Here is an 18,555-nt window from a genome sequence, read left to right as displayed (position 1 = left end):
TATGACTAAAGGAATAGTATTTTGCAGTTTCCTTTTATTTCAGATTTTGTCCTTTGCCCAAGAAGATGCATGGGTTTATTTTGTTGATAAAGAAAATGTGTCAAATTCTTTAGCCAATCCAATTACCATTCTTACCCAAAAATCAATCGATAGAAAATCCAGGTCCGGTGTGGCTATTGATGAGCGTGATGTTCCGGTTAACGAAAATTATATTTCCCAATTAAAAAGTACCACAGGTATAACCGTGATGGCTAAATCTAAATGGCTGAATGCGGTTCATGTTCGTGCTAGTCAAGCAGATATTTCTGGACTTCTGGAACTAAGCTTTGTCAGTTCTGTAGATTTTGCCAATAAAAGTTTGAACAGAAGTTCCGCTAAGGTTGATTCTTTAAGGCAAAAATTAAAATATAAATTAGAAACTCCATTAACATTTTTTGAATATGGCAGTGCTTTAAATCAAGTGCAAATGCTAAAAGTAGATGGGTTACATGTTTTGGGCTATACCGGGGCTGGTATGACCATTGCTGTTCTTGATGCGGGTTTTCCTAATGTCAATACCATGAATGGATTTCAAAGGTTAAGATATGGCGAAAGTATTTTAGGAGCGCATGATTTTGTAAACAGGGATGATGATGTTTATACAAATACAACCAGCGGACATGGCACCTATGTTTTAAGTTGTATGGCGGGTTATTTAGAAGGTGGGTCGCAATACGTGGGCACTGCACCAGATGCATCGTACTATCTGTTCATTACGGAAGATGCTACCAGCGAAAACCCCGTAGAAGAAAGTTATTGGGTTGAAGCTGCAGAAAGGGCAGATAGTTTGGGAGTAGATATAATCAACACTTCCTTGGGATACACTTCTTATGACAATTCTAACTATTCCTATGCTGCTGCAGATTTAAATGGTCATACGGCCTATATCTCCAAAGGAGCCAATATTGCTTTTGAAAAAGGTATGTTGGTCGTGGCTTCTGCAGGAAATTCTGGTAATGGTGGAGTCGGGGCACCTGCCGATTCGCCCAATGTACTATCCGTAGGTGCCGTAGATCGTAATGGTAATTACGCTTCTTTTAGCTCGGTTGGTAGCAATAATCAACCCACACAAAAACCCGATGTGGTTGCCCAAGGGCAAGCAAGCTTCATTATCGCAGAGAATGATGGCATTTATTCTGGAAATGGAACATCATTTAGTGCTCCAATTTTGGCTGGAGGTTTGGCATGTTTATGGCAAGCCATGCCTGATAGAAACAACGCCGAAATCATGCAATTGATTAGAGAGTCTTCTTCCCAATATAACTCCCCAGATTATTTTATCGGTTATGGAATACCCAATTTTAAAGCTGTGGTGGATGGAGAATTACCCAATGGAACATATATTCCAGAAAATCTTATTGTTGAGTATTATCCAAACCCGGTGGAGGATAAACTATATCTAAAATTAACATCAAATCAAAATATGGTAACCTTTCAGTTATTTGATGCTTTGGGAAAATTTTTAAAGGAAATCTATGTTGCAAAAAATGAACTCCAAACTATTGATTTGGATTTTTTACCCCAAGGAATGTACATGGCGCGAATAACTTCAAGCAGAAATACTAAGGCTTTTAAATTGATAAAGTACTAATGGCAAATAAAATCACTAAATTATTCAATATTAATTACCCCATCATTCAAGCTGGCATGGTTTGGAACAGTGGTTGGCGATTAGCTTCAGCTTCCAGCAATTCAGGAATTTTAGGGCTGATAGGTGCTGGTTCTATGTATCCAGAGGTACTAAGGGAGCATATTCAAAAATGTAAAAAAGCGACCAATAAACCTTTTGGGGTAAATGTTCCGATGTTGTATCCGGATGTTGAAAAAATTATGGATATTATTGTAGAGGAAGACGTAAAAATTGTGTTCACATCAGCGGGAAATCCGAAAACTTGGACAGGTTGGTTACAAGAGCGAGGCATTACTGTTGTTCATGTCGTTAGTAGTGTAAAGTTTGCGCTAATGGCTCAAGAGGCTGGGGTTGATGCCATTGTAGCCGAGGGATTTGAAGCCGGTGGGCATAACGGAAGGGATGAAACTACAACTTTGGCTCTAATCCCTATGGTGAAAGAGAAAATAAATATACCTTTGATAGCGGCTGGTGGAATTGCAACAGGCAGGGCCATGTTGGCAACAATGGTTTTAGGGGCAGACGGTGTACAAATTGGAAGTCGGTTTGCAGCCAGCCAAGAGAGTTCGGCGCACATTAATTTTAAGCAAGCCATTGTTGATGCCAAAGAGGGAGACACCCAACTTACCCTCAAAGAACTTGCTCCAGTTAGATTGATTAAAAACAAATTTTATAATGATTTGCAGGCGCTTTATAAAACATCACCGACTGTCGAAGAGTTAAAAGAATTACTGGGAAGGGCAAGAGCAAAAAAGGGTATGTTTGAAGGTGATTTGGAAGAAGGTGAATTGGAAATCGGGCAAATTTCTGGATTGATATATGACATTAAACCAGTTGGCAAAATAGTTGCGGAAATCATCGAGGAATTTGAAGTGGCACAAAAAAACATTCCAGAAATTTAATATCGGCTAAAAACGAAAGAGGAGAAAATTTCTTTCCTCCTCCATGATTTGAAACTTTAAGTTTTTAATATTTTAAATCCCTATCAATATAAAACTTAACTGTCTCGTTGCTTGTTATTTAGTTTTAAAGAGAATCACCTAAAGATACAAAAAAAGAGTAAATATCTGACAATACTCTCTTTTTATTAAGATTTGTTAATGTGTTGTCAGCATAAAAGCGGTTAACAGCCTTCGTAAAAATATAGCTATAGTTTACATTTGCTACATGAAATTGGCTAATTATAGCAAAGAATTTAAATACAACTGGAACCTTGCTTCACCTGTTATGTTAGGGATGCTTGGCCATACTTTTGTGAGTTTTGTTGATAACGTCATGGTTGGTCAGTTAGGGAGTGCTGAGCTTGCAGCAGTTTCTTTGGGTAATAGCTTTATGTTCATTGCCATGTCTCTAGGCATTGGATTTTCAACGGCTATTACACCTTTAATCGCTGAGGCAGATGCTGAGCAAAATTTCATAAACGGAAAATCATCGTTCAAACATGGGCTGTTTTTATGTACGATTTTGGGTGTTTTGCTGTTTTTATTGGTGTTTTTTGCCAAACCTTTGATGTACTTGATGAAACAGCCAGAAGAGGTTGTAGAGTTTGCCATGCCATATTTGGATTTGGTAGCGGTATCCTTGATTCCGTTAATTGTTTTTCAAGGTTTTAAACAGTTTAGCGATGGCCTGTCTATGACCAAACCTCCCATGTATGCCACAATTTTGGCAAATATTGTTAATGTGGTTTTAAACTATGTCCTGATTTTCGGGAAGTTTGGTATGCCAGAATTAGGTATTGTTGGAGCGGCTTATGGTACGTTGGTATCACGGTTAGTTATGGTTGGGCACCTTTGGTTTTTGTTGAAGCAAAAGGAAAAATCAAAAGCTTATGTTGCCCATATCAAGTTTTTCGTTTTGGAGAAACTGATGTTAAAAAAGATTATAAACCTGGGCACACCCAGTGCGATGCAAATGTTCTTTGAAGTGGCCATTTTTACTGCAGCTATATGGCTAAGCGGTTTGCTTGGCAAAAATCCTCAAGCAGCCAACCAAATAGCCTTGAATTTAAGCTCTATGACCTTTATGGTCGCTATGGGTTTGAGCGTCGCGGCGATGATAAGGGTAGGGAACCAAAAGGGATTGAAAAATTATTTTGAACTTCGCCGAATAGCTCATTCCATTTTTCTACTGGGCATTATTTTTGCCACTACGTTTGCTATTTTATTTTTAATTTTCCATCAGCAATTACCAAAATTATATCTGGATAACAATGATATTGAAAATGTTTTGGACAATACCGAGGTGCTGACAATTGCAGCAAAATTATTACTGGTTTCAGCGGTATTTCAAATAAGTGATAGCATGCAGGTTCTTGCTTTGGGTGCATTAAGGGGTCTTCAAGATGTAAAGGTTCCTATGTTTTTGGTTTTTATTTCGTATTGGATCGTTGGCTTTCCCATATCCTGGTTTTTAGGAAAAGAAGGAAGCTACGGTAGTTTTGGTATTTGGCTAGGATTACTGGCAGGACTTACTTCGGCAGCAATTTTATTGTATATTCGATTTAATTATCTAACTAAAAAGCTAATTTTGTCCAATAATTAATTCCAAGAACCATGTCTCTTCCAAAGTTTATATTAGGCGATAATTCAGATTATCCAGATGCTATTTTTATCATACATACTGAATTTCCAAGGTTCATAATTAACCTAGAAAATGATGAGGTGGAATGGTTTGAAGATTTTGATGTCGAGGATCAAAAAGAATTGCAAAATGAAACGGAAAACGCCATTAAACAAGCTACCGAGTTTTATGATAACGAGTTAGCTAAATATGAAGATTAGATTTTTTGGAATAAATTTAGGGTATCATACTGCTAAAAATGATTGAAAAACTTCTGGAATACGATACCGAACTGTTCCTCTTCCTAAATAACTTAGGATCACCAAAATGGGACAGTCTTTGGCTAATTATAACTAATAAATTATTTTTTGGTAGTTTTTTTACAATACTATTGTTTTATCTTTTTTATAAAAAATTTGGATTGAAAGCGGTGTTTATTCTAATTTTCGTTGTTGCAGTGATGATTACGTTTACCGACCAAATTACCAATCTTTTTAAGAGTGGTTTTGCCAGACCCAGACCTTGCGGAAACACCGATATTGCTGACCAATTGCGCTTTATTGCCGTGCGGTGTGGAAAATATGGGTTCTTTTCTGGGCATGCCTCAAACTCTATGGCGGTTGCTGTTTTTGGTGGACTGCTATTAAGTCCCCATTTTAAAAAGCTTATTTATATTCTAATGTCTATTAGTTTGATTGTGGCCTACAGTCGTATTTATATTGGCGTTCACTATCCGTTGGATATTGTTTGCGGAATGATATTTGGTGCTTTTTCGGGGGTATTGTTCAGTAAATTGGCACAATATCTTTTGAAAGGTAAAAATAATCTTAAAGCTTAAGATTCAACAAATAGTCTGCCGCAGCAAAAGGCGTCGTTTTTTTGTTTTCGATAAGTTTCATTTGCTTTTCTAATTCCTTTTTAATTTTTGGTGCGTTGAAGAAATCAAATTTCAGTTGCTCTTCAATGGTTTGGATGAGCCAATATTCACTTTGTTTATTTCGCTTAACCTCAAAATAACCATTTTTGGTTGTTGCTTCCATATAATCTAAAACCAGTTTCCAAATTTCATCGATTCCTTCACTGTTAATGGCACTGCAAAGAGTCACTTTTGGTTGCCAATGCGATGGTCTTTCTGGGTAGAGGTGCAGTGCCATGCTAAATTCTTCTTTTGCAAGTTTGGCAGATTTTAGGTTGCCTCCATCTGCTTTGTTAATGGCTATGGCATCAGCCATTTCAATAATACCGCGTTTGATGCCTTGCAATTCATCACCAGCACCGGCTAGTTTTAATAGCAAGAAGAAATCCACCATACTATGGACCGTGATTTCGCTTTGGCCCACACCAACAGTTTCAATAATAATGACATCAAAACCTGCGGCCTCGCATAAAATTATGCTTTCTCTAGTCTTTCTGGCTACACCACCAAGGGAATCACCAGAGGCCGACGGGCGTATAAAAACGTTATCATCCTTGGCCAAGGATTCCATTCTGGTCTTATCGCCTAAAATACTACCTTTCGAAATGGTGCTTGTTGGGTCTATGGCCAAAACAGCAACGCGCTTGCCCTGCGCGGTTAAATGCTTGCCAAAAGCCTCTATAAAAGTGCTTTTGCCAACGCCCGGAACTCCTGTAATACCAATACGAATAGAATTATTTGCATAAGGTAAACAGCCCATTATAACATTGTTGGCGTCTTTTAAATGTTTCCGATTTTTGCTCTCTATAAGGGTGATTGCTTTACCCAAAGCCGTAATGTTCCCATTTAAAATAGAAGCAATTAATTGGGAAGGGGCAATTTTGTTACTGCGCTTTTCTTTAATTGACTTGATGGAAGATTTATCAGTGGTTTCTGAAACGGAAACTCCTTTTTTTTCTTTTAACGCCGATTTTTTTTCTTTTGACACGAATGGAACGATTGTTAAACTAAAATAACAATTTTATTTTCATTCTTATAAAATGGTTGTATGATATAATCCCATTTACTTTAACGGCACTGCAATCTTAACATCGTCCCATGCCATGGTCAACGCCAACCTGTCTGTTGAATTATCAAATGCTATAGTAAATTGCTCCACAATATGGTCTAAATTTTGAACAGGAACTTCAATGTCCAGAACGTCATAATTAGGGTCCCACATGGGTTTCATTTCGGCATTTACACCCCATGAATATTGTTTGGAATTGAACATCACAGTCCAAGTGGAATCTTTAGGCACGGTCCAAAGCGTGTATTTACCAGCATCCAGTTGCCTTCCGTTTACTTCAAGTGGTTGGTTAGTTTCAAAAGTGGTGGCTTCGTTGGCACCCGTACGCCAAACTTGGTTAAAAGGTACAAGTCCACCAAAAATCTCCCTACCTTTTTTATAGGGCCTGTTGTAAAACACCTTCAGTTTTAAATCGTTCAGTTCAAATTTTACTGTGTCTTTCGGGCTTAATCGCTTGTTGAAAATATTTTCAACAAAAACAGAATATAAAAATAAACCTAAGGCTACTATGGATAATAGAATTAAAAGACGTTTCAAAAAGGTGTTCATAGAGAGCAATTTAGAAAGGCACAAAGATAATTTAATTGATATAACTTCTAAAATCCAAACGTACATTTATTTAGCTTTGTTATGAGACCCAAAAAAAATATTTTAATTTTTTGCAACACCGCTAGTTTTTTGTCGTCTTTAAGATGAACTAACATAAACCAGAAGTAAAAACCCGTATGTTTCAAGTTGACATTATAGAACAATGTAAACAGAACAACCGAAAAGCACAACTGCAGTTATACAACCAGTACTGCAATGGTATGTATATTGTTGCCAAACGGTTTTTGAAAGATGCTGGTGACGCTGAAGATGTGGTGCAAGAAGCCTTTATTAAGGCATTCACCAAATTGCACCAATATAAGGCAGAAGTTACTTTCGGGGCATGGCTAAAACGTATTGTGGTCAATAAGTGTATCGATTTTTTAAAAGCTAAAAAACATGAACTCGTTGAGTTAAAGGAGGCGCACCTTAAAGTGGTCGATACACCAAAAGACGACAAATGGTTGGTAGATGATGCCATTACCCTAAACGATGTAAAAGTGGCAATTACCGAGTTGCCCGATAAATATCGTTTTGTTGTGATGCTGTACTTAATTGAAGGCTACGATCATCAAGAAATTTCTGAAATATTAAAAATTTCCGAAGTGGCCTCACGTACCCAATTATCAAGGGGAAAAGTAAAATTACAAGAACTTTTAACACTAAAAAAAGATGGCGCAAGATATTAGGGAGTTGTTTAAGGATGACAAAATAACACGGGAGGAAATGCCAGAAAACCATCAAGCTAGGTTTTTAAAAAAGCTTGATGAAGCATTGCCAGTTTCCAAAAAGTCGAAATTTGGATGGTTGCAAATTGCTGCCAGTATTGTTGTTCTTTTAGGCTTAAGTTTTGGTGTTTTTAAATATTTTCAACCTACTCAAATAGAGACTTTGCCTGAAATTGTAAACACTGAAATAATAGAGACCAAAACTTTGGGTGATGTTTCGCCGGGTTTAAAAAAGGTCGAGGATTATTATTTGGCGAGTATCAATTTAGAGTTGTCTAAAATGAAATACACACAAGAAACCAAAGAGCTTTTTGATGGGTATTTAGAGCAGCTTAATGAGCTTGACCAAGAATACAAGCGTCTCTCTTTGGATTTAACAGAATCCGGCCCTTCAGAATTGACCGTGAACGCCCTTATCGATAATTTAAAATTCCGTTTAAACCTGTTGTATCGCCTTAGGGAACAACTGGAACAATTTAATGCTTCTGATGTTAACTCTGACGAAGTTTCACAATCAATCTAAAAAATCAAAAAATGAACAGTACAATTATAAAATTGAAATTTTTGGCCATTTGTTTCTTCATTTCAGGAAGCATTTTGGCACAGGAAAAGTTGACCAAAGTGTCACAATCCATAAAAGTGAATAAAGATGTTACCATCGACTTAAATACGAGCCATTGTAACATTGTTTTTGACACCTGGAACAAAGACGTTGTAGAAATAGAAGCTTATATAGAGGGAGAAAAGTTAAGCCAGGAAGAGCTTCAAAAGGTATTAAAAGCTTGGGATGTTGATATTGATGCCACGGTGGATAAAGTGTCCATTAAAACCAAAGGAGGAAGTCCAAATGTTTGGGTGCTTAAATCGTCGCACCATGGAGACGATAAGGATGTTGAGGTTATTTTAAAGGAGCTAAAATATGAATTGGCAGATTCACCTGATATGGATTTCGATTTTCATTTTGAGGTTCCAGAACCACCAATGGCGCCAAATGTTTCTGGAATGCCTGAACTTCCAGAAATGCCTGAGTTACCGGAGTTGCCCGAATTGCCAGAAGGTGTTTATAGTTTTAAATTTGACTACGAGGCCTATAAAAAGGATGGTGAGAAGTATTTAGAAGAATATACCAAACAATTTGAATCTAAATATGGCAAGGAATTTCAGGAAAAAATGAAGGCTTGGGGTGAAAAATTTGGCAAAGAATGGGGAGAGAAATATGGAAAACAGATGGAAGTTTGGGCCAAAAAGTTTGAAGGAAAATTTGATAATGAGGAGTTTGCCAAGAATATGGAAGAGTGGGGCAAGCGTTTTGCCGAGCAAATGAAAGGTCAGGCAGCACGTATTGAAGTTCAGGTTGAAAGAATGGAAGCGCAAAAGGAACGTGCCTTGGCTCAAAAAGAACGTGTTGAAGCCCATAAAGAGCGTGTTAGGGAACGAGCCAAACTTATTGAAGAACGAGAGGAAATAATTGAAAAAATTATCCATGGTAAGCCAGGGTCTAATGTTAAGAAGACCATTAAAATTAAAATGCCCAAAAAGGCAAAATTAAAAGTTAATGTAAGACATGGTGAAATAGAATTGGCTTCTACTGTTGATAATATAAAAGCCGATTTATCATATGCAAAATTTAAAGCCCAAAGCATTAATGGAAGTTTAACTTCCATTAATGCCTCCTATTCGCCCGTTTATGTGTCCAATTGGAATTTAGGGGAACTTAGTTTAAATTATGTAAAGCAGGCCAATTTGGAGAATGTAAAGCATTTGGTTTTAAACGCGGTATCATCGGATGTTGATATAGATAGTCTTACGGGAAGTGCCATTATTGATAGTAATATTGGTGATATGGCTATTTTAAATATTGGAGATGATTTCACCAATTTAAATGTGATTTTGCAAAACAGCAATGCCGTTTTAAAGCTTCCAAAAGTAGATTGTAATGTGCAATACAAAGGAACGCGTTCACGTTTTACGCACCCCAAAAAGAGCTCCAAAGATCAAGATTCTAATTTTTCATCTGGTAGCATGGCCAGCGGGAAAAGTATTGTGGTTAATGCCAAATACAGCAATGTGGTTATGCAATAACCTCTTCATTTTAACAAATACCCTTTTGTTAACACAACTGTTTTTTAGCAGCTAATCTTCCAATACTCCATTTCTCTTCTTACCGTAAACCCCAGTTTTTTGTATAAAGCTATAGGGCCCAAATTAGTTTGGTCTACATGCAGGAACGGTATTTTCCCTTTGTCGAAAATTGTATTTGCAGCGTGGGCAATTAATTTAGTTGCATATCCTTTGCCCGTATGGTCTGGGTGCGTTGCTACAGCGCTTAGTTCAATGAAATTTTTTGTTTGGAAACGTTCACCGGTGATGGCAACTAGCTCACCTTTTTTAAAAATGCCATAATAAGTTCCTAAGGTATTAGTTTTTGCTTTGAAAAAATGTGGATATACGAGTTCTACCAAATCAATGAGCTGATCGTAATGAGCTTTATTTAGCGTGATGATTTCTTCCTTTATAGGGATGTCCAATTGATTGTAAAGCATCATTTGGAGGCCAACATAACGTATTAAAGGCTTAAAATGTTCAGGAATTTTAGGTTTATTGCCAACGATAAAGAAGTCTTTAATTAATTGGGAGTGTTTTTCAATGGGAGCAGATGTATCTTCACTATTGATAAATGCCCCAAAAGGTGCATAGTCGGTTTTGTAAAACTTAACGTTTCCGTAATCAATGCATTCATTAAAATGCGTGTCGGTCAAAGAGTTCCAAACAGGATTATCCAAGGCATCTTCATTTACTTTCATCTTCCGTGCTTTTTTCCAATCGATCGATTATGGTTTCCGTTGGGGTTAAATAATTAAACCAAAGAGTGTCTTTATTTTTTTTAAACCATGTGAGTTGTCGCTTGGCAAATCTGCGTGTATTTTTCTTTATTTCTGAAACTGCAAAATCGAGTTCCCATTCACCATTCAAATAGCTGAAAAGCTCTTTATAGCCTACTGTGTTGAGGGCGTTTAGGTTTTTAAATGGGAGTAAACTTTTTACTTCGTCCAGTAAACCTTGCTCCATCATGATGTCAACCCGTTGGTTAATGCGGTTGTAAATTGTTGACCGTTCGGCAGTCAATCCAATGCTGATTGTTTTAAAAGGGCGTTTAACTTTTTCCTTATTTAAAAAGGAAGAGTAGGGTTTTCCTGTGCCGATGCAAATTTCTAAAGCACGAATAACACGATGTGGATTGTCAATAGCCATGGATTGGTAGCTTGTTAAATCAAGAGTTTTTAATTGTTTTTGAAGATGCACTAATCCTTGAATCTTTAACTCTGCATTAAGTTTTTCCCTGATGGAATAATCAATATCCGGAAAATCATCCAATCCATTAACGACGGCATCTACATACAAGCCAGAGCCACCAACCATAATCACAACATTGTGACTTTTAAACAGTGCATCCAAGCATTCTAAAGCGTCTTTTTCAAAAGAACCGACACTATAATGGTCGTGAATAGATTTGTGGTGAATAAAGTGGTGTTTTGCCCCTTTCAATTCAATAGGTGATGGAGCTGCGGTGCCAATTAGCATTTCTTTGAAAAACTGGCGGGAATCGGCCGAAATAATTTCCGTCTTAAAATGCTGCGCCAATTTTATGCTCAAAGTGGTTTTTCCTATGGCCGTAGGTCCAACAATAGATATCAGATATTTATTTTTAGGATTGATAAGCTGTGAACAATTATAAATTAAGATTTCAAAGTTTGTGTCCGCATTTATGGCAAAATTCTGCCCCATCTTGATGTCCCTCTGCCGAACAACTTGTGCAGGCCTGCGTATTTAGATGAATTTTAGGGTTAGCCTCAGGTTGCTTCTGTTTGCTTTGGCTGGTGTACTCGGCCGACACTATACCTGTTGGTACCGCAATGATGCCGTAACCCAAAATCATGACCAAAGAGGCTATGAATTGTCCCAAAGGTGTTTGCGGCGCTATATCGCCAAAACCAACAGTTGTGAGTGTTACGATACACCAATACACGCTTTTTGGTATATTGGTAAAGCCATTTTCTTCTCCCTCTACCAAATACATAATAGTTCCTAAAATTATGGCAATTATTAAGACTGCAAACAGAAAAACAGATATTTTGGCCCTACTTGCCTTCAACGCCCTTAATAAATTATTGGACGCTCCTAGATATCGTGCTAATTTTAGAATCCTGAAAATCCGCAATAACCTTAACGCTCGTAAGGCTGCTAATGCATGGACACCTCCAAAAATCAGTGAAATGTATTTTGGTATAGTAGAAAGAAAGTCTACTATGCCATAAAAGCTAAAAATATACCTAAAAGGTTTTTTTACGGTTATGATTCTGGCTATGTATTCAATGCTAAATAAGATAGTTATAATCCATTCAGATATGTTTAGAAAGTTATGGTATTTGGCATCAATGCTTTTAACGCTTTCCAGCATTACCAATAAAATACTGGCGATAATGGCAATAAACAAAACCACATCAAAAAGCTTTCCCTCTGGGGTATCCGCTTCATAAATAATTTCATGTAGCCTATCTTTCCAATGCTTTTTTGTTTTACCCATAACTTTTTGAACTCCTTCAAAAATAAGAAAGATAACTTATATCTTCTTTAAGAGCAGCAAAGAGTTTTTTTGGACATCAACAATCTTACTCATATATTCTTTTAAGTATGGGTAAAATTCCGCTGAATACATGGCTGACTTAAAATCAAATTTCATGATGATAACAATGGAGTTGTTCATGATTTTTGTTGAAAACCCAATTTCCCCGGTGTTATTCGGAAGCGATAAGCTTAGGTCTTTTGGTTTCTCGACTACCGTGTACTTTTCTCCCAAATTTAATCTGAACATGTAGAGATAATCATCTCTATAACCAAAATCAATAGGGTAAGTTCGTTCTTGAAGTTTAAACGGATTTTCAGTAAAAAATTTAACAAAAAAAGGATTTAAGTATATGTTTTCTCCAGTATTTTCTGGATGATATTCAATTTCATAAACTTCCGAAAAATCCTGAGCCGTTACGTCATCTTCAGTCACCGCATGTTCTATTATTTCTAAATATGGCGCATTATTGGTTAAATTTTCCCTATACGCAGTGGGGTTAGGGTAATATGCTTTTTTGTGTTTTAGGGCATGGTAACCAGTTCTTTTGCTTTTAACTTTTCCAACCAGCTTTTGTTCTTCATCAAAGATCATTTCAACATCATACATAACCCTAGACAATGATTGCGGCTCTATTTCTATCCATTTACTGCCATTTTTAAAATCCAATAGACGGCCATATTGGTTTAGACATCGAAAAGGAAGGTCTCCAAAGCTCAGGAAGCTATCCGTAGCGTCGAGCAAAAATGTTTTGTTGTTGATTGTGGTCTGAACAATTAAATAATTAAACTCTGAAATAACGGGGAATAATTTTGTGGAAAAACCATTGCCTCTTGTGGAAAGCAAAACGGGATTGGCCTTAATTCCTGTTTCTTCAAGAAGTATTTTTAGAAGAATATTTATGGCAGTTGCGTTTCCAGATTTTTCTTGAATGAGGTCTTTGACTGAAACATCTCTAAAAATTCTAAATTCCTCGTTCCATGTATAGTTTTCTTGCACGAACCTGTAAATAGCTTTGGCTTTTGCTAATAGGTCTGTTTCGTTAAGAATATTTGCAGGAAGAATTTCTTCAACTTTAATGGATTTTGCCAATTGTCGACCTATTGTTTTTTCCTTCTTTAGTTCTTTGTCAACATCCTCCCATGTTTTTGTATAAGATTGCTTTCTGCCATCAAAATGCATAAATGATTTTAGTTCATATTCAATTCTGGCCAGATAGTTGGATTTACTAGTCATGTAGTCTTCCTCGACAAACGCGGGCATATCTTTCATAGCATATCTTGCATCAAAACAATTAGCTTCGCCACCATTGCCACCTGATAAACATGCTTTTTTTACTTTGGATTCATTAATGGCAAGTTTTTTGCCGCCAATGAGCTTAATATTGTAATCCCAATTTCCAGGAATGCTAGCGCAGTATTCACTGTAGAGTTTGGGAATGCTACCCTGAAAATCCCAGCCCCTATAGTTAAACATAAATGGGGTTCTTTTGGTATAGCTATAAGTAATTACGGAACCTTCCTTAACGTTTGGTAATGTGAATTTTACCAAGGTGTAGTATTCGTTATATTTTTCTCTAAATATATTTTTTTCTTCTAGCTTGGTAGTGGTTACTTCTTCTCCTTCTAAATTATAAGTTGTGGCCACAATGTTCTCTATCCTCTCAAAACTGTTGTTGTCTTTTTCGTAAAGGGGGATAGTTATATTGGCGTTTTCAAAGCCTTCCTTGTTGAAAATTTTAATTTTGTGCTTTTCTTCGGTATGCAAATCATAATCTTGCTGGCTGACAAAACTATTTCCGTATTCATATAAAACAATGGCGTTGGCCGTCGAGTCTTTTGGGTAGGATGCCATCCTTAAGTCACTTAGGGAAACTCTAAAAACAGGTTCTTCACTTGATTGGGAGAATGTAAGTAAAGAAAATGTAAGAAATAGGGCGGCAGTAAAGAGATTTTTTAACATAGTTTTTTAGTTGAAATTACGTTAAAAATATGTCTTAAATTTCTTAAAATAATTCAATCGAACAAAATTCTTTTCACTCTTTTGTTCTTACGAAGGTAACTTTGAATGATATGTTGTGTGTCCCTGTTGTTTTGCATTGGAGTTATTATAGATTTTAGAATATCTATATTATTGATTTGATAGTTTAAATTAAAATATCCAACTCCTTGGAATACACCATTTTCTATAAGTATAGCACTTCGCTCATCCACTGCGCGGCCTTTGTCCAAAATAACCATGTTTTTATTTGAGTAGCTATTTTTTGTTATGAGTTGTTGAACACGTTTATTATAGGAATCTGCAGGTTCTTTCTGTATGCAAGCACCTTGGCATTCTTTTATATCGAAATTGAAACAGCTAGACTTTGTTTTGTAAAGGCCGGTGAGTTTTTGGCATAAATTGTATTCGTTTACGGCATTTGTAATGAAGCTTTTTCCACTTTGTCGGTTGCTAAACGTGGTTATGGGTTTTTTTCGGCCATCTGAAATGTCAATTTTTAAATTAATATAGTTGTTCTCATCCGTAAAACTATATAAAGCATGAGTGAAAATGGAGCGGCGTAAAGCTCTGTTGTATATGGGTTTGTTTTTTTTTATTTCCTCACTTTCTTTCAAAAGGGCAATTAGTTCGCTGCCTGTTTCTTCGTAGGTCACCGCAGAAACTTGAGCTTGAATTTTTTTTGACTTTTGATTTGTGCTGGTGAAATGTTGGTTGATTCGTTTTTTAATATTCTTGCTTTTCCCGATGTATATAATTTGGCCATCCGCTTTATGGATATAATATACTCCTGTAATAGACGGAAGCTCTTCAATAATATCTATGTGCCTAGGTTCTAATTGATGTTTCGGATTTAATCTAATAGATTGTTGCACAATACTTTTGCTAACGTCTTTATCAAGTAGCAGTTTAAATAACTTAACAGTAGCCATCGCGTCCCCCGCAGCACGATGCCTATCGGCTACAGGAATGCCCAATGAGCGCACTAATTTACCAAGACTGTATGATTGTTGTCCTGGTATTAAATCTTTTGCTAGTTCAACAGTGCAAAGAGATTTTCGTTTGTAATCGAAGCCTAATCTTCTAAATTCGGTACATAATATTCGATAATCAAACTGGGCGTTGTGTGCCACCAGAATACATTCATCGGTAATTTCTACAATGCGTTTGGCTACCTCATAGAATTTTGGGGCATTGCGCAACATGTTGCTGTTTATACCTGTTAGATTAACAACAAAGGGTTGAATATCCCGTTCAGGATTGATTAAGCTAATGAATTGGTCCACTATGTTGTGCCCATTATATTTGTAAATAGCTATTTCGGTAATGCCCTCTTCATTGTACTTTCCGCCAGTGGTTTCTATGTCTAGTATCGCGTAGATTTCTTAAAAGTTAAATGTTAAAATTAATTAGTTGTTGTTTTATGGTTTTCTAGTTTTGGATTCTGGTTGATTTTTATCAATTATAGTTTCGTTCTCCAAAAATGCTGCTTCCAACTCTAATCATAGTGCTTCCGCAGGCAATAGCTAATTTATAATCGCCACTCATGCCCATGCTAATGATTTTAGGTTTAAAGTTAAAAGTTTCTAGGTTTTTTATACTATCGAATGTGGTTTTTAACAGAGTGAATTCCATCTTAATTTGATTTTGGTCATCGGTGTAGGTTGCCATGCCCATTACACCGGTAATTCTTATGTTTCTCAGTTCTGAAAATGTTTTTGATTGTAGAATTTCGGAAGCTTCTTTTGCGGACATACCAAATTTTGAATCTTCTTCTGCAATTTTTATTTGCAATAAACAATCTATGGTTCGTCCGTGTTTTTTAGCTTGCTTGTTGATTTCTTTTAAGAGTTTAAAATTATCAACTCCATGAATCAATGAAACAAAAGGTCCCATATACTTTACTTTGTTCCGTTGTACATGTCCTATCATATGCCATTCAATGTCTGTGGGCATGACCTCATGTTTTTCAACCATTTCCTGGATTTTATTCTCTCCAAAAATGCGTTGCCCGGCGTTATAGGCCTCCATTAAATCGGTAACAGGTTTTGTTTTGGAAACGGCAACCAAGGTTACGTTTTCAGGTAAAGAAGATTTTATTTTGTTGAGGTTTTCCTGTATGCTCATAATTATTCGTTAAGCCGTTTGGTGTTTAGTTGTAAATATCTAAACGACTGAACAACTAAACAAATAAACATTACTTAAAATTCATAAATGGTTACGCCGCTTCTTAATTTGGGTTCAATATAGGTGCTTTTTGGTGGCATGGTCAGCCCTTCATCTGCTATGGCTTTTAATTCTTTAACCGTTATTGCAACCAAACCAAAACCAACAGCAAATTCACCGCTATCAACTTTACTTTTTATAGTTGCCATATCATTTTTACCATGGGAATAGGCTATTCTGGTGTCATTACGCAAATCTGAAATCGCTAAAATAGGTTCCAAAACCTTTTTGTAAAGAATATGGGTGTCTAAAGCATCTAAAGAGGTTTTAAAGGTATCATTGTTTTTGCGTAAAAAGAGGGAATAGAAATCGCCATCTAAATACATGCTAAAATGATGTTTTTTGCTGGGTTCGTAGAGTTGATTTCCTCGTTTTTCAATTCGGAAAATAGCGTCCAGTTTAATCAGAAAAGTTTCCTTTGAAAGTCCGTTTAAATCTTTCACCAACCTGTTGAATTCATAGATTTTAAGTTCCGATTCTGGAATCAAGAAACTCATAAAATAATTATACGGTTCGTTTCCTGTGTGTTTCTTGTTTTCAGATTTTAATTGTTCGGCCAATAAAACAGATGAAGCCGAACGGTGGTGCCCATCTGCAATATAAATGGTTTTCATTTTTTCGAATTCAAGACTAATGGTTTTCTTGGCGTCTTCATCGTCAAGTTTCCAGAGATAATGTATGTCGCGGTAAGTGGTAGTAAACTCATATTCGGAGCGCTCTTTTTGAATTTTTGAAATGATGTGGTTAACAATGTTATTATCTGGATATGTGAGCAATACGGGCTCTGCATTGAAACCAACGGTTTTTAAATAGTCTTTAAAAATGTTTTCACGATATTCAATGGTGTCTTCGTGCTTTTTTATCACATCGGTTTGATAATCTTCAGTGCTTGCTGCTGCAATAATGCCCGAAAAGGTTAAACCATCTCGGTTTACAATTTTATAAACGTAATAACTTGGCTTTTCATCTTGAATAAAAATTCCATCCTCCTTAAATTCCAAAAACCGATTTTTGACTAAAGCATACCTGTCCTTCCCTTTTATGTCTTTATGGTATTTATAGCCTGGATTAACAATATGTAAAAACGAAAAGGGATTATAATCCATTCGGGCCTCCAACTCAGCCTGAGTATAGCTTTGATAGGAGCGCGATGCTACTAAAGTAACTTTATCGCGTGTAGGTCTTACAGCCTTAAATGGAATTATTTTTGCCATGTTTTTATCTTAACGTCATTGCGAGTAAGAATGACAAATTAGCTTAAAAACTGTTTTGCAACATTCTCTGCTTTTTTGCCTTCGGAATAATCGTAAAAGCCTTCGCCGGATTTAACGCCTAACTTACCTGCGTTAACCATGTTTACCAATAATGGGCAAGGGGCGTATTTATGGTTTTTAAAGCCGTTGTACATCACATTTAAAATGGACAAACAAACATCCAAACCAATAAAATCTGCCAATTGCAATGGCCCCATGGGGTGTGCCATCCCTAACTTCATCACAGCGTCAATTTCTTTAACGCCGGCAACACCGTTGTAGAGGGTCTCTATGGACTCGTTAAGCATGGGCATTAAAATGCGATTGGCGACAAAACCAGGGTAGTCGTTAACTTCCACGGGTTCTTTTCCCAAGGTTTTGACAAGTTGTATGATGGTGTTGGTCACTTCATCTGAAGTGTTATAGCCACGAATAACCTCGACCAAAGGCATTATGGGTACAGGGTTCATAAAATGCATGCCAATAACCCGCTTTGGATTAGAGGTTACAGCCGCAATTTGTGTAATGGAGATTGATGATGTATTTGTCGCCAATATGGCACTTTCAGAACATGCTTCGTCCAACTCTTGAAATATTTTTAATTTTAAATCCAGATTTTCGGTTGCTGCCTCAACAACCAACGCGGCATAATCTACACCAGCTTTAATGCTTGTAAACGTTGAGATATTATTGAGGGTTTCTGTTTTTTGCTGCTCTGATATTTTTTCTTTCGTAACCAATCTGTCTAAGTTGGTTGAAATTGTTTTGAGACCTTTGTTCAACGCTTCTTGGCTAATATCAATCATTTGGACCTTAAATCCGTTTTGGGCAAAAGTGTGGGCAATACCGTTTCCCATAGTTCCTGCTCCAATAACTGCAATATTTTTCATTTTAGTTTATTTTGTTATGTCATTGCGAATCA

18 protein-coding genes are annotated in these 18,555 nt (G+C 36.6%); 8 read left to right on the top strand and 10 right to left on the bottom strand.

Features of this window, described 5'->3' with window-relative positions:
- Nucleotide 1: 1 nt before the first annotated feature.
- The 5 genes from ACB104_RS02340 (at nucleotide 2) to ACB104_RS02320 (ending at nucleotide 5,069) form a co-directional block, all read left to right on the top strand.
- Nucleotides 2-1,630 (top strand): S8 family serine peptidase, encoded by a 1,629-nt coding sequence (locus ACB104_RS02340; RefSeq protein ID WP_370476670.1) that lies wholly within the window; start codon nucleotides 2-4, stop codon nucleotides 1,628-1,630.
- Entirely contained in the window at nucleotides 1,630-2,571 is a 942-nt protein-coding gene (locus ACB104_RS02335) for an NAD(P)H-dependent flavin oxidoreductase (protein WP_370476669.1), read from the top strand. Before ACB104_RS02340 ends, ACB104_RS02335 begins: the two co-directional genes overlap by 1 nt.
- A gap of 265 nt (nucleotides 2,572-2,836) precedes the next feature.
- Nucleotides 2,837-4,213, top strand: a complete 1,377-nt coding sequence (locus ACB104_RS02330; RefSeq protein ID WP_370476668.1) for an MATE family efflux transporter — start codon at nucleotides 2,837-2,839, stop codon at nucleotides 4,211-4,213.
- 11 nt (nucleotides 4,214-4,224) lie between these two features.
- Nucleotides 4,225-4,452 carry a DUF8828 family protein gene (locus ACB104_RS02325; RefSeq protein WP_370476667.1) on the top strand — a complete coding sequence of 76 codons (228 nt, stop codon included), beginning with the start codon at nucleotides 4,225-4,227 and terminating at the stop codon, nucleotides 4,450-4,452.
- Nucleotides 4,453-4,490: 38 nt separating this feature from the next.
- Nucleotides 4,491-5,069 (top strand): phosphatase PAP2 family protein, encoded by a 579-nt coding sequence (locus ACB104_RS02320; protein ID WP_370476666.1) that lies wholly within the window; start codon nucleotides 4,491-4,493, stop codon nucleotides 5,067-5,069.
- Here ACB104_RS02320 and meaB read toward each other — a convergent pair.
- Together meaB and ACB104_RS02310 are read right to left on the bottom strand one after the other, a co-directional pair.
- Nucleotides 5,059-6,135: a methylmalonyl Co-A mutase-associated GTPase MeaB gene (meaB, locus tag ACB104_RS02315; protein WP_370476665.1), complete on the bottom strand. Its 1,077-nt coding sequence runs from the start codon at nucleotides 6,133-6,135 to the stop codon at nucleotides 5,059-5,061. The genes ACB104_RS02320 and meaB overlap by 11 nt on opposite strands.
- Nucleotides 6,136-6,210: 75 nt before the next feature.
- Nucleotides 6,211-6,765 carry a DUF2911 domain-containing protein gene (locus ACB104_RS02310; RefSeq protein ID WP_370476664.1) on the bottom strand — a complete coding sequence of 185 codons (555 nt, stop codon included), beginning with the start codon at nucleotides 6,763-6,765 and terminating at the stop codon, nucleotides 6,211-6,213.
- Nucleotides 6,766-6,941: 176 nt separating this feature from the next.
- On the opposite strand from ACB104_RS02310, the gene ACB104_RS02305 reads away from it, so the two are divergent.
- The 3 genes from ACB104_RS02305 to ACB104_RS02295 are packed head-to-tail and all read left to right on the top strand — an operon-like array spanning nucleotide 6,942 to nucleotide 9,614.
- Nucleotides 6,942-7,493 carry an RNA polymerase sigma factor gene (locus ACB104_RS02305; RefSeq protein ID WP_370476663.1) on the top strand — a complete coding sequence of 184 codons (552 nt, stop codon included), beginning with the start codon at nucleotides 6,942-6,944 and terminating at the stop codon, nucleotides 7,491-7,493.
- Nucleotides 7,477-8,055, top strand: a complete 579-nt coding sequence (locus ACB104_RS02300; protein WP_370476662.1) for a hypothetical protein — start codon at nucleotides 7,477-7,479, stop codon at nucleotides 8,053-8,055. Before ACB104_RS02305 ends, ACB104_RS02300 begins: the two co-directional genes overlap by 17 nt.
- Before the next feature lie 11 nt (nucleotides 8,056-8,066).
- A complete protein-coding gene (locus tag ACB104_RS02295; protein ID WP_370476661.1) occupies nucleotides 8,067-9,614 on the top strand; it encodes a hypothetical protein in 1,548 nt (515 codons plus the stop codon).
- Nucleotides 9,615-9,658: 44 nt separating this feature from the next.
- Here the strand turns inward: ACB104_RS02295 and ACB104_RS02290 are convergent, their stop codons facing one another.
- The 8 genes from ACB104_RS02290 to ACB104_RS02255 all read right to left on the bottom strand — a co-directional run bounded on the left by ACB104_RS02290 (nucleotide 9,659) and on the right by ACB104_RS02255 (nucleotide 18,523).
- Nucleotides 9,659-10,336, bottom strand: a complete 678-nt coding sequence (locus ACB104_RS02290; protein WP_370476660.1) for a GNAT family N-acetyltransferase — start codon at nucleotides 10,334-10,336, stop codon at nucleotides 9,659-9,661.
- On the bottom strand, nucleotides 10,323-11,318 hold the full coding sequence (gene miaA / locus ACB104_RS02285; protein WP_370476659.1) for a tRNA (adenosine(37)-N6)-dimethylallyltransferase MiaA: 996 nt from the start codon (nucleotides 11,316-11,318) through the stop codon (nucleotides 10,323-10,325). Before miaA ends, ACB104_RS02290 begins: the two co-directional genes overlap by 14 nt.
- Nucleotides 11,278-12,117 carry an ion transporter gene (locus ACB104_RS02280; RefSeq protein ID WP_370476658.1) on the bottom strand — a complete coding sequence of 280 codons (840 nt, stop codon included), beginning with the start codon at nucleotides 12,115-12,117 and terminating at the stop codon, nucleotides 11,278-11,280. The genes miaA and ACB104_RS02280 overlap by 41 nt, the downstream gene beginning before the upstream one ends.
- Before the next feature lie 36 nt (nucleotides 12,118-12,153).
- Nucleotides 12,154-14,118: a DUF3858 domain-containing protein gene (locus tag ACB104_RS02275; RefSeq protein WP_370476657.1), complete on the bottom strand. Its 1,965-nt coding sequence runs from the start codon at nucleotides 14,116-14,118 to the stop codon at nucleotides 12,154-12,156.
- A 53-nt stretch (nucleotides 14,119-14,171) separates the two neighbouring features.
- Nucleotides 14,172-15,536, bottom strand: coding sequence for an exonuclease domain-containing protein (locus tag ACB104_RS02270; protein WP_370477092.1), 1,365 nt, complete (start codon nucleotides 15,534-15,536; stop codon nucleotides 14,172-14,174).
- Nucleotides 15,537-15,612: 76 nt separating this feature from the next.
- A complete protein-coding gene (locus tag ACB104_RS02265; protein ID WP_370476656.1) occupies nucleotides 15,613-16,281 on the bottom strand; it encodes a YggS family pyridoxal phosphate-dependent enzyme in 669 nt (222 codons plus the stop codon).
- Nucleotides 16,282-16,355: 74 nt separating this feature from the next.
- Nucleotides 16,356-17,594, bottom strand: coding sequence for a DUF1015 domain-containing protein (locus ACB104_RS02260; RefSeq protein ID WP_370476655.1), 1,239 nt, complete (start codon nucleotides 17,592-17,594; stop codon nucleotides 16,356-16,358).
- Nucleotides 17,595-17,632: 38 nt separating this feature from the next.
- Nucleotides 17,633-18,523 carry a 3-hydroxyacyl-CoA dehydrogenase family protein gene (locus ACB104_RS02255; protein WP_370476654.1) on the bottom strand — a complete coding sequence of 297 codons (891 nt, stop codon included), beginning with the start codon at nucleotides 18,521-18,523 and terminating at the stop codon, nucleotides 17,633-17,635.
- Nucleotides 18,524-18,555: the final 32 nt, after the last annotated feature.

Origin of the sequence: Tamlana flava, assembly GCF_041287255.1 — a bacterium.
GTDB classification, from domain to species: domain Bacteria; phylum Bacteroidota; class Bacteroidia; order Flavobacteriales; family Flavobacteriaceae; genus Tamlana; species Tamlana flava.
The sequence above is the reverse complement of the archived record's forward strand: the minus strand, read 5'-3'. Positions and strand labels throughout refer to the sequence as shown.

Excerpts from the sequence above, each read along its gene's own strand:
- miaA (WP_370476659.1), bottom strand. The coding sequence starts at position 11,318 with ATGGGGCAGAATTTTGCCATAAATGCGGACACAAACTTTGAAATCTTA.
- ACB104_RS02335 (WP_370476669.1), top strand. The coding sequence starts at position 1,630 with ATGGCAAATAAAATCACTAAATTATTCAATATTAATTACCCCATCATT.
- ACB104_RS02255 (WP_370476654.1), bottom strand. The coding sequence starts at position 18,523 with ATGAAAAATATTGCAGTTATTGGAGCAGGAACTATGGGAAACGGTATT.
- ACB104_RS02280 (WP_370476658.1), bottom strand. The coding sequence starts at position 12,117 with ATGGGTAAAACAAAAAAGCATTGGAAAGATAGGCTACATGAAATTATT.
- ACB104_RS02275 (WP_370476657.1), bottom strand. The coding sequence starts at position 14,118 with ATGTTAAAAAATCTCTTTACTGCCGCCCTATTTCTTACATTTTCTTTA.
- ACB104_RS02295 (WP_370476661.1), top strand. The coding sequence starts at position 8,067 with ATGAACAGTACAATTATAAAATTGAAATTTTTGGCCATTTGTTTCTTC.
- ACB104_RS02340 (WP_370476670.1), top strand. The coding sequence starts at position 2 with ATGACTAAAGGAATAGTATTTTGCAGTTTCCTTTTATTTCAGATTTTG.
- ACB104_RS02265 (WP_370476656.1), bottom strand. The coding sequence starts at position 16,281 with ATGAGCATACAGGAAAACCTCAACAAAATAAAATCTTCTTTACCTGAA.
- ACB104_RS02305 (WP_370476663.1), top strand. The coding sequence starts at position 6,942 with ATGTTTCAAGTTGACATTATAGAACAATGTAAACAGAACAACCGAAAA.
- ACB104_RS02290 (WP_370476660.1), bottom strand. The coding sequence starts at position 10,336 with ATGAAAGTAAATGAAGATGCCTTGGATAATCCTGTTTGGAACTCTTTG.
- ACB104_RS02300 (WP_370476662.1), top strand. The coding sequence starts at position 7,477 with ATGGCGCAAGATATTAGGGAGTTGTTTAAGGATGACAAAATAACACGG.
- ACB104_RS02320 (WP_370476666.1), top strand. The coding sequence starts at position 4,491 with ATGATTGAAAAACTTCTGGAATACGATACCGAACTGTTCCTCTTCCTA.
- ACB104_RS02325 (WP_370476667.1), top strand. The coding sequence starts at position 4,225 with ATGTCTCTTCCAAAGTTTATATTAGGCGATAATTCAGATTATCCAGAT.
- ACB104_RS02260 (WP_370476655.1), bottom strand. The coding sequence starts at position 17,594 with ATGGCAAAAATAATTCCATTTAAGGCTGTAAGACCTACACGCGATAAA.
- ACB104_RS02310 (WP_370476664.1), bottom strand. The coding sequence starts at position 6,765 with ATGAACACCTTTTTGAAACGTCTTTTAATTCTATTATCCATAGTAGCC.
- ACB104_RS02330 (WP_370476668.1), top strand. The coding sequence starts at position 2,837 with ATGAAATTGGCTAATTATAGCAAAGAATTTAAATACAACTGGAACCTT.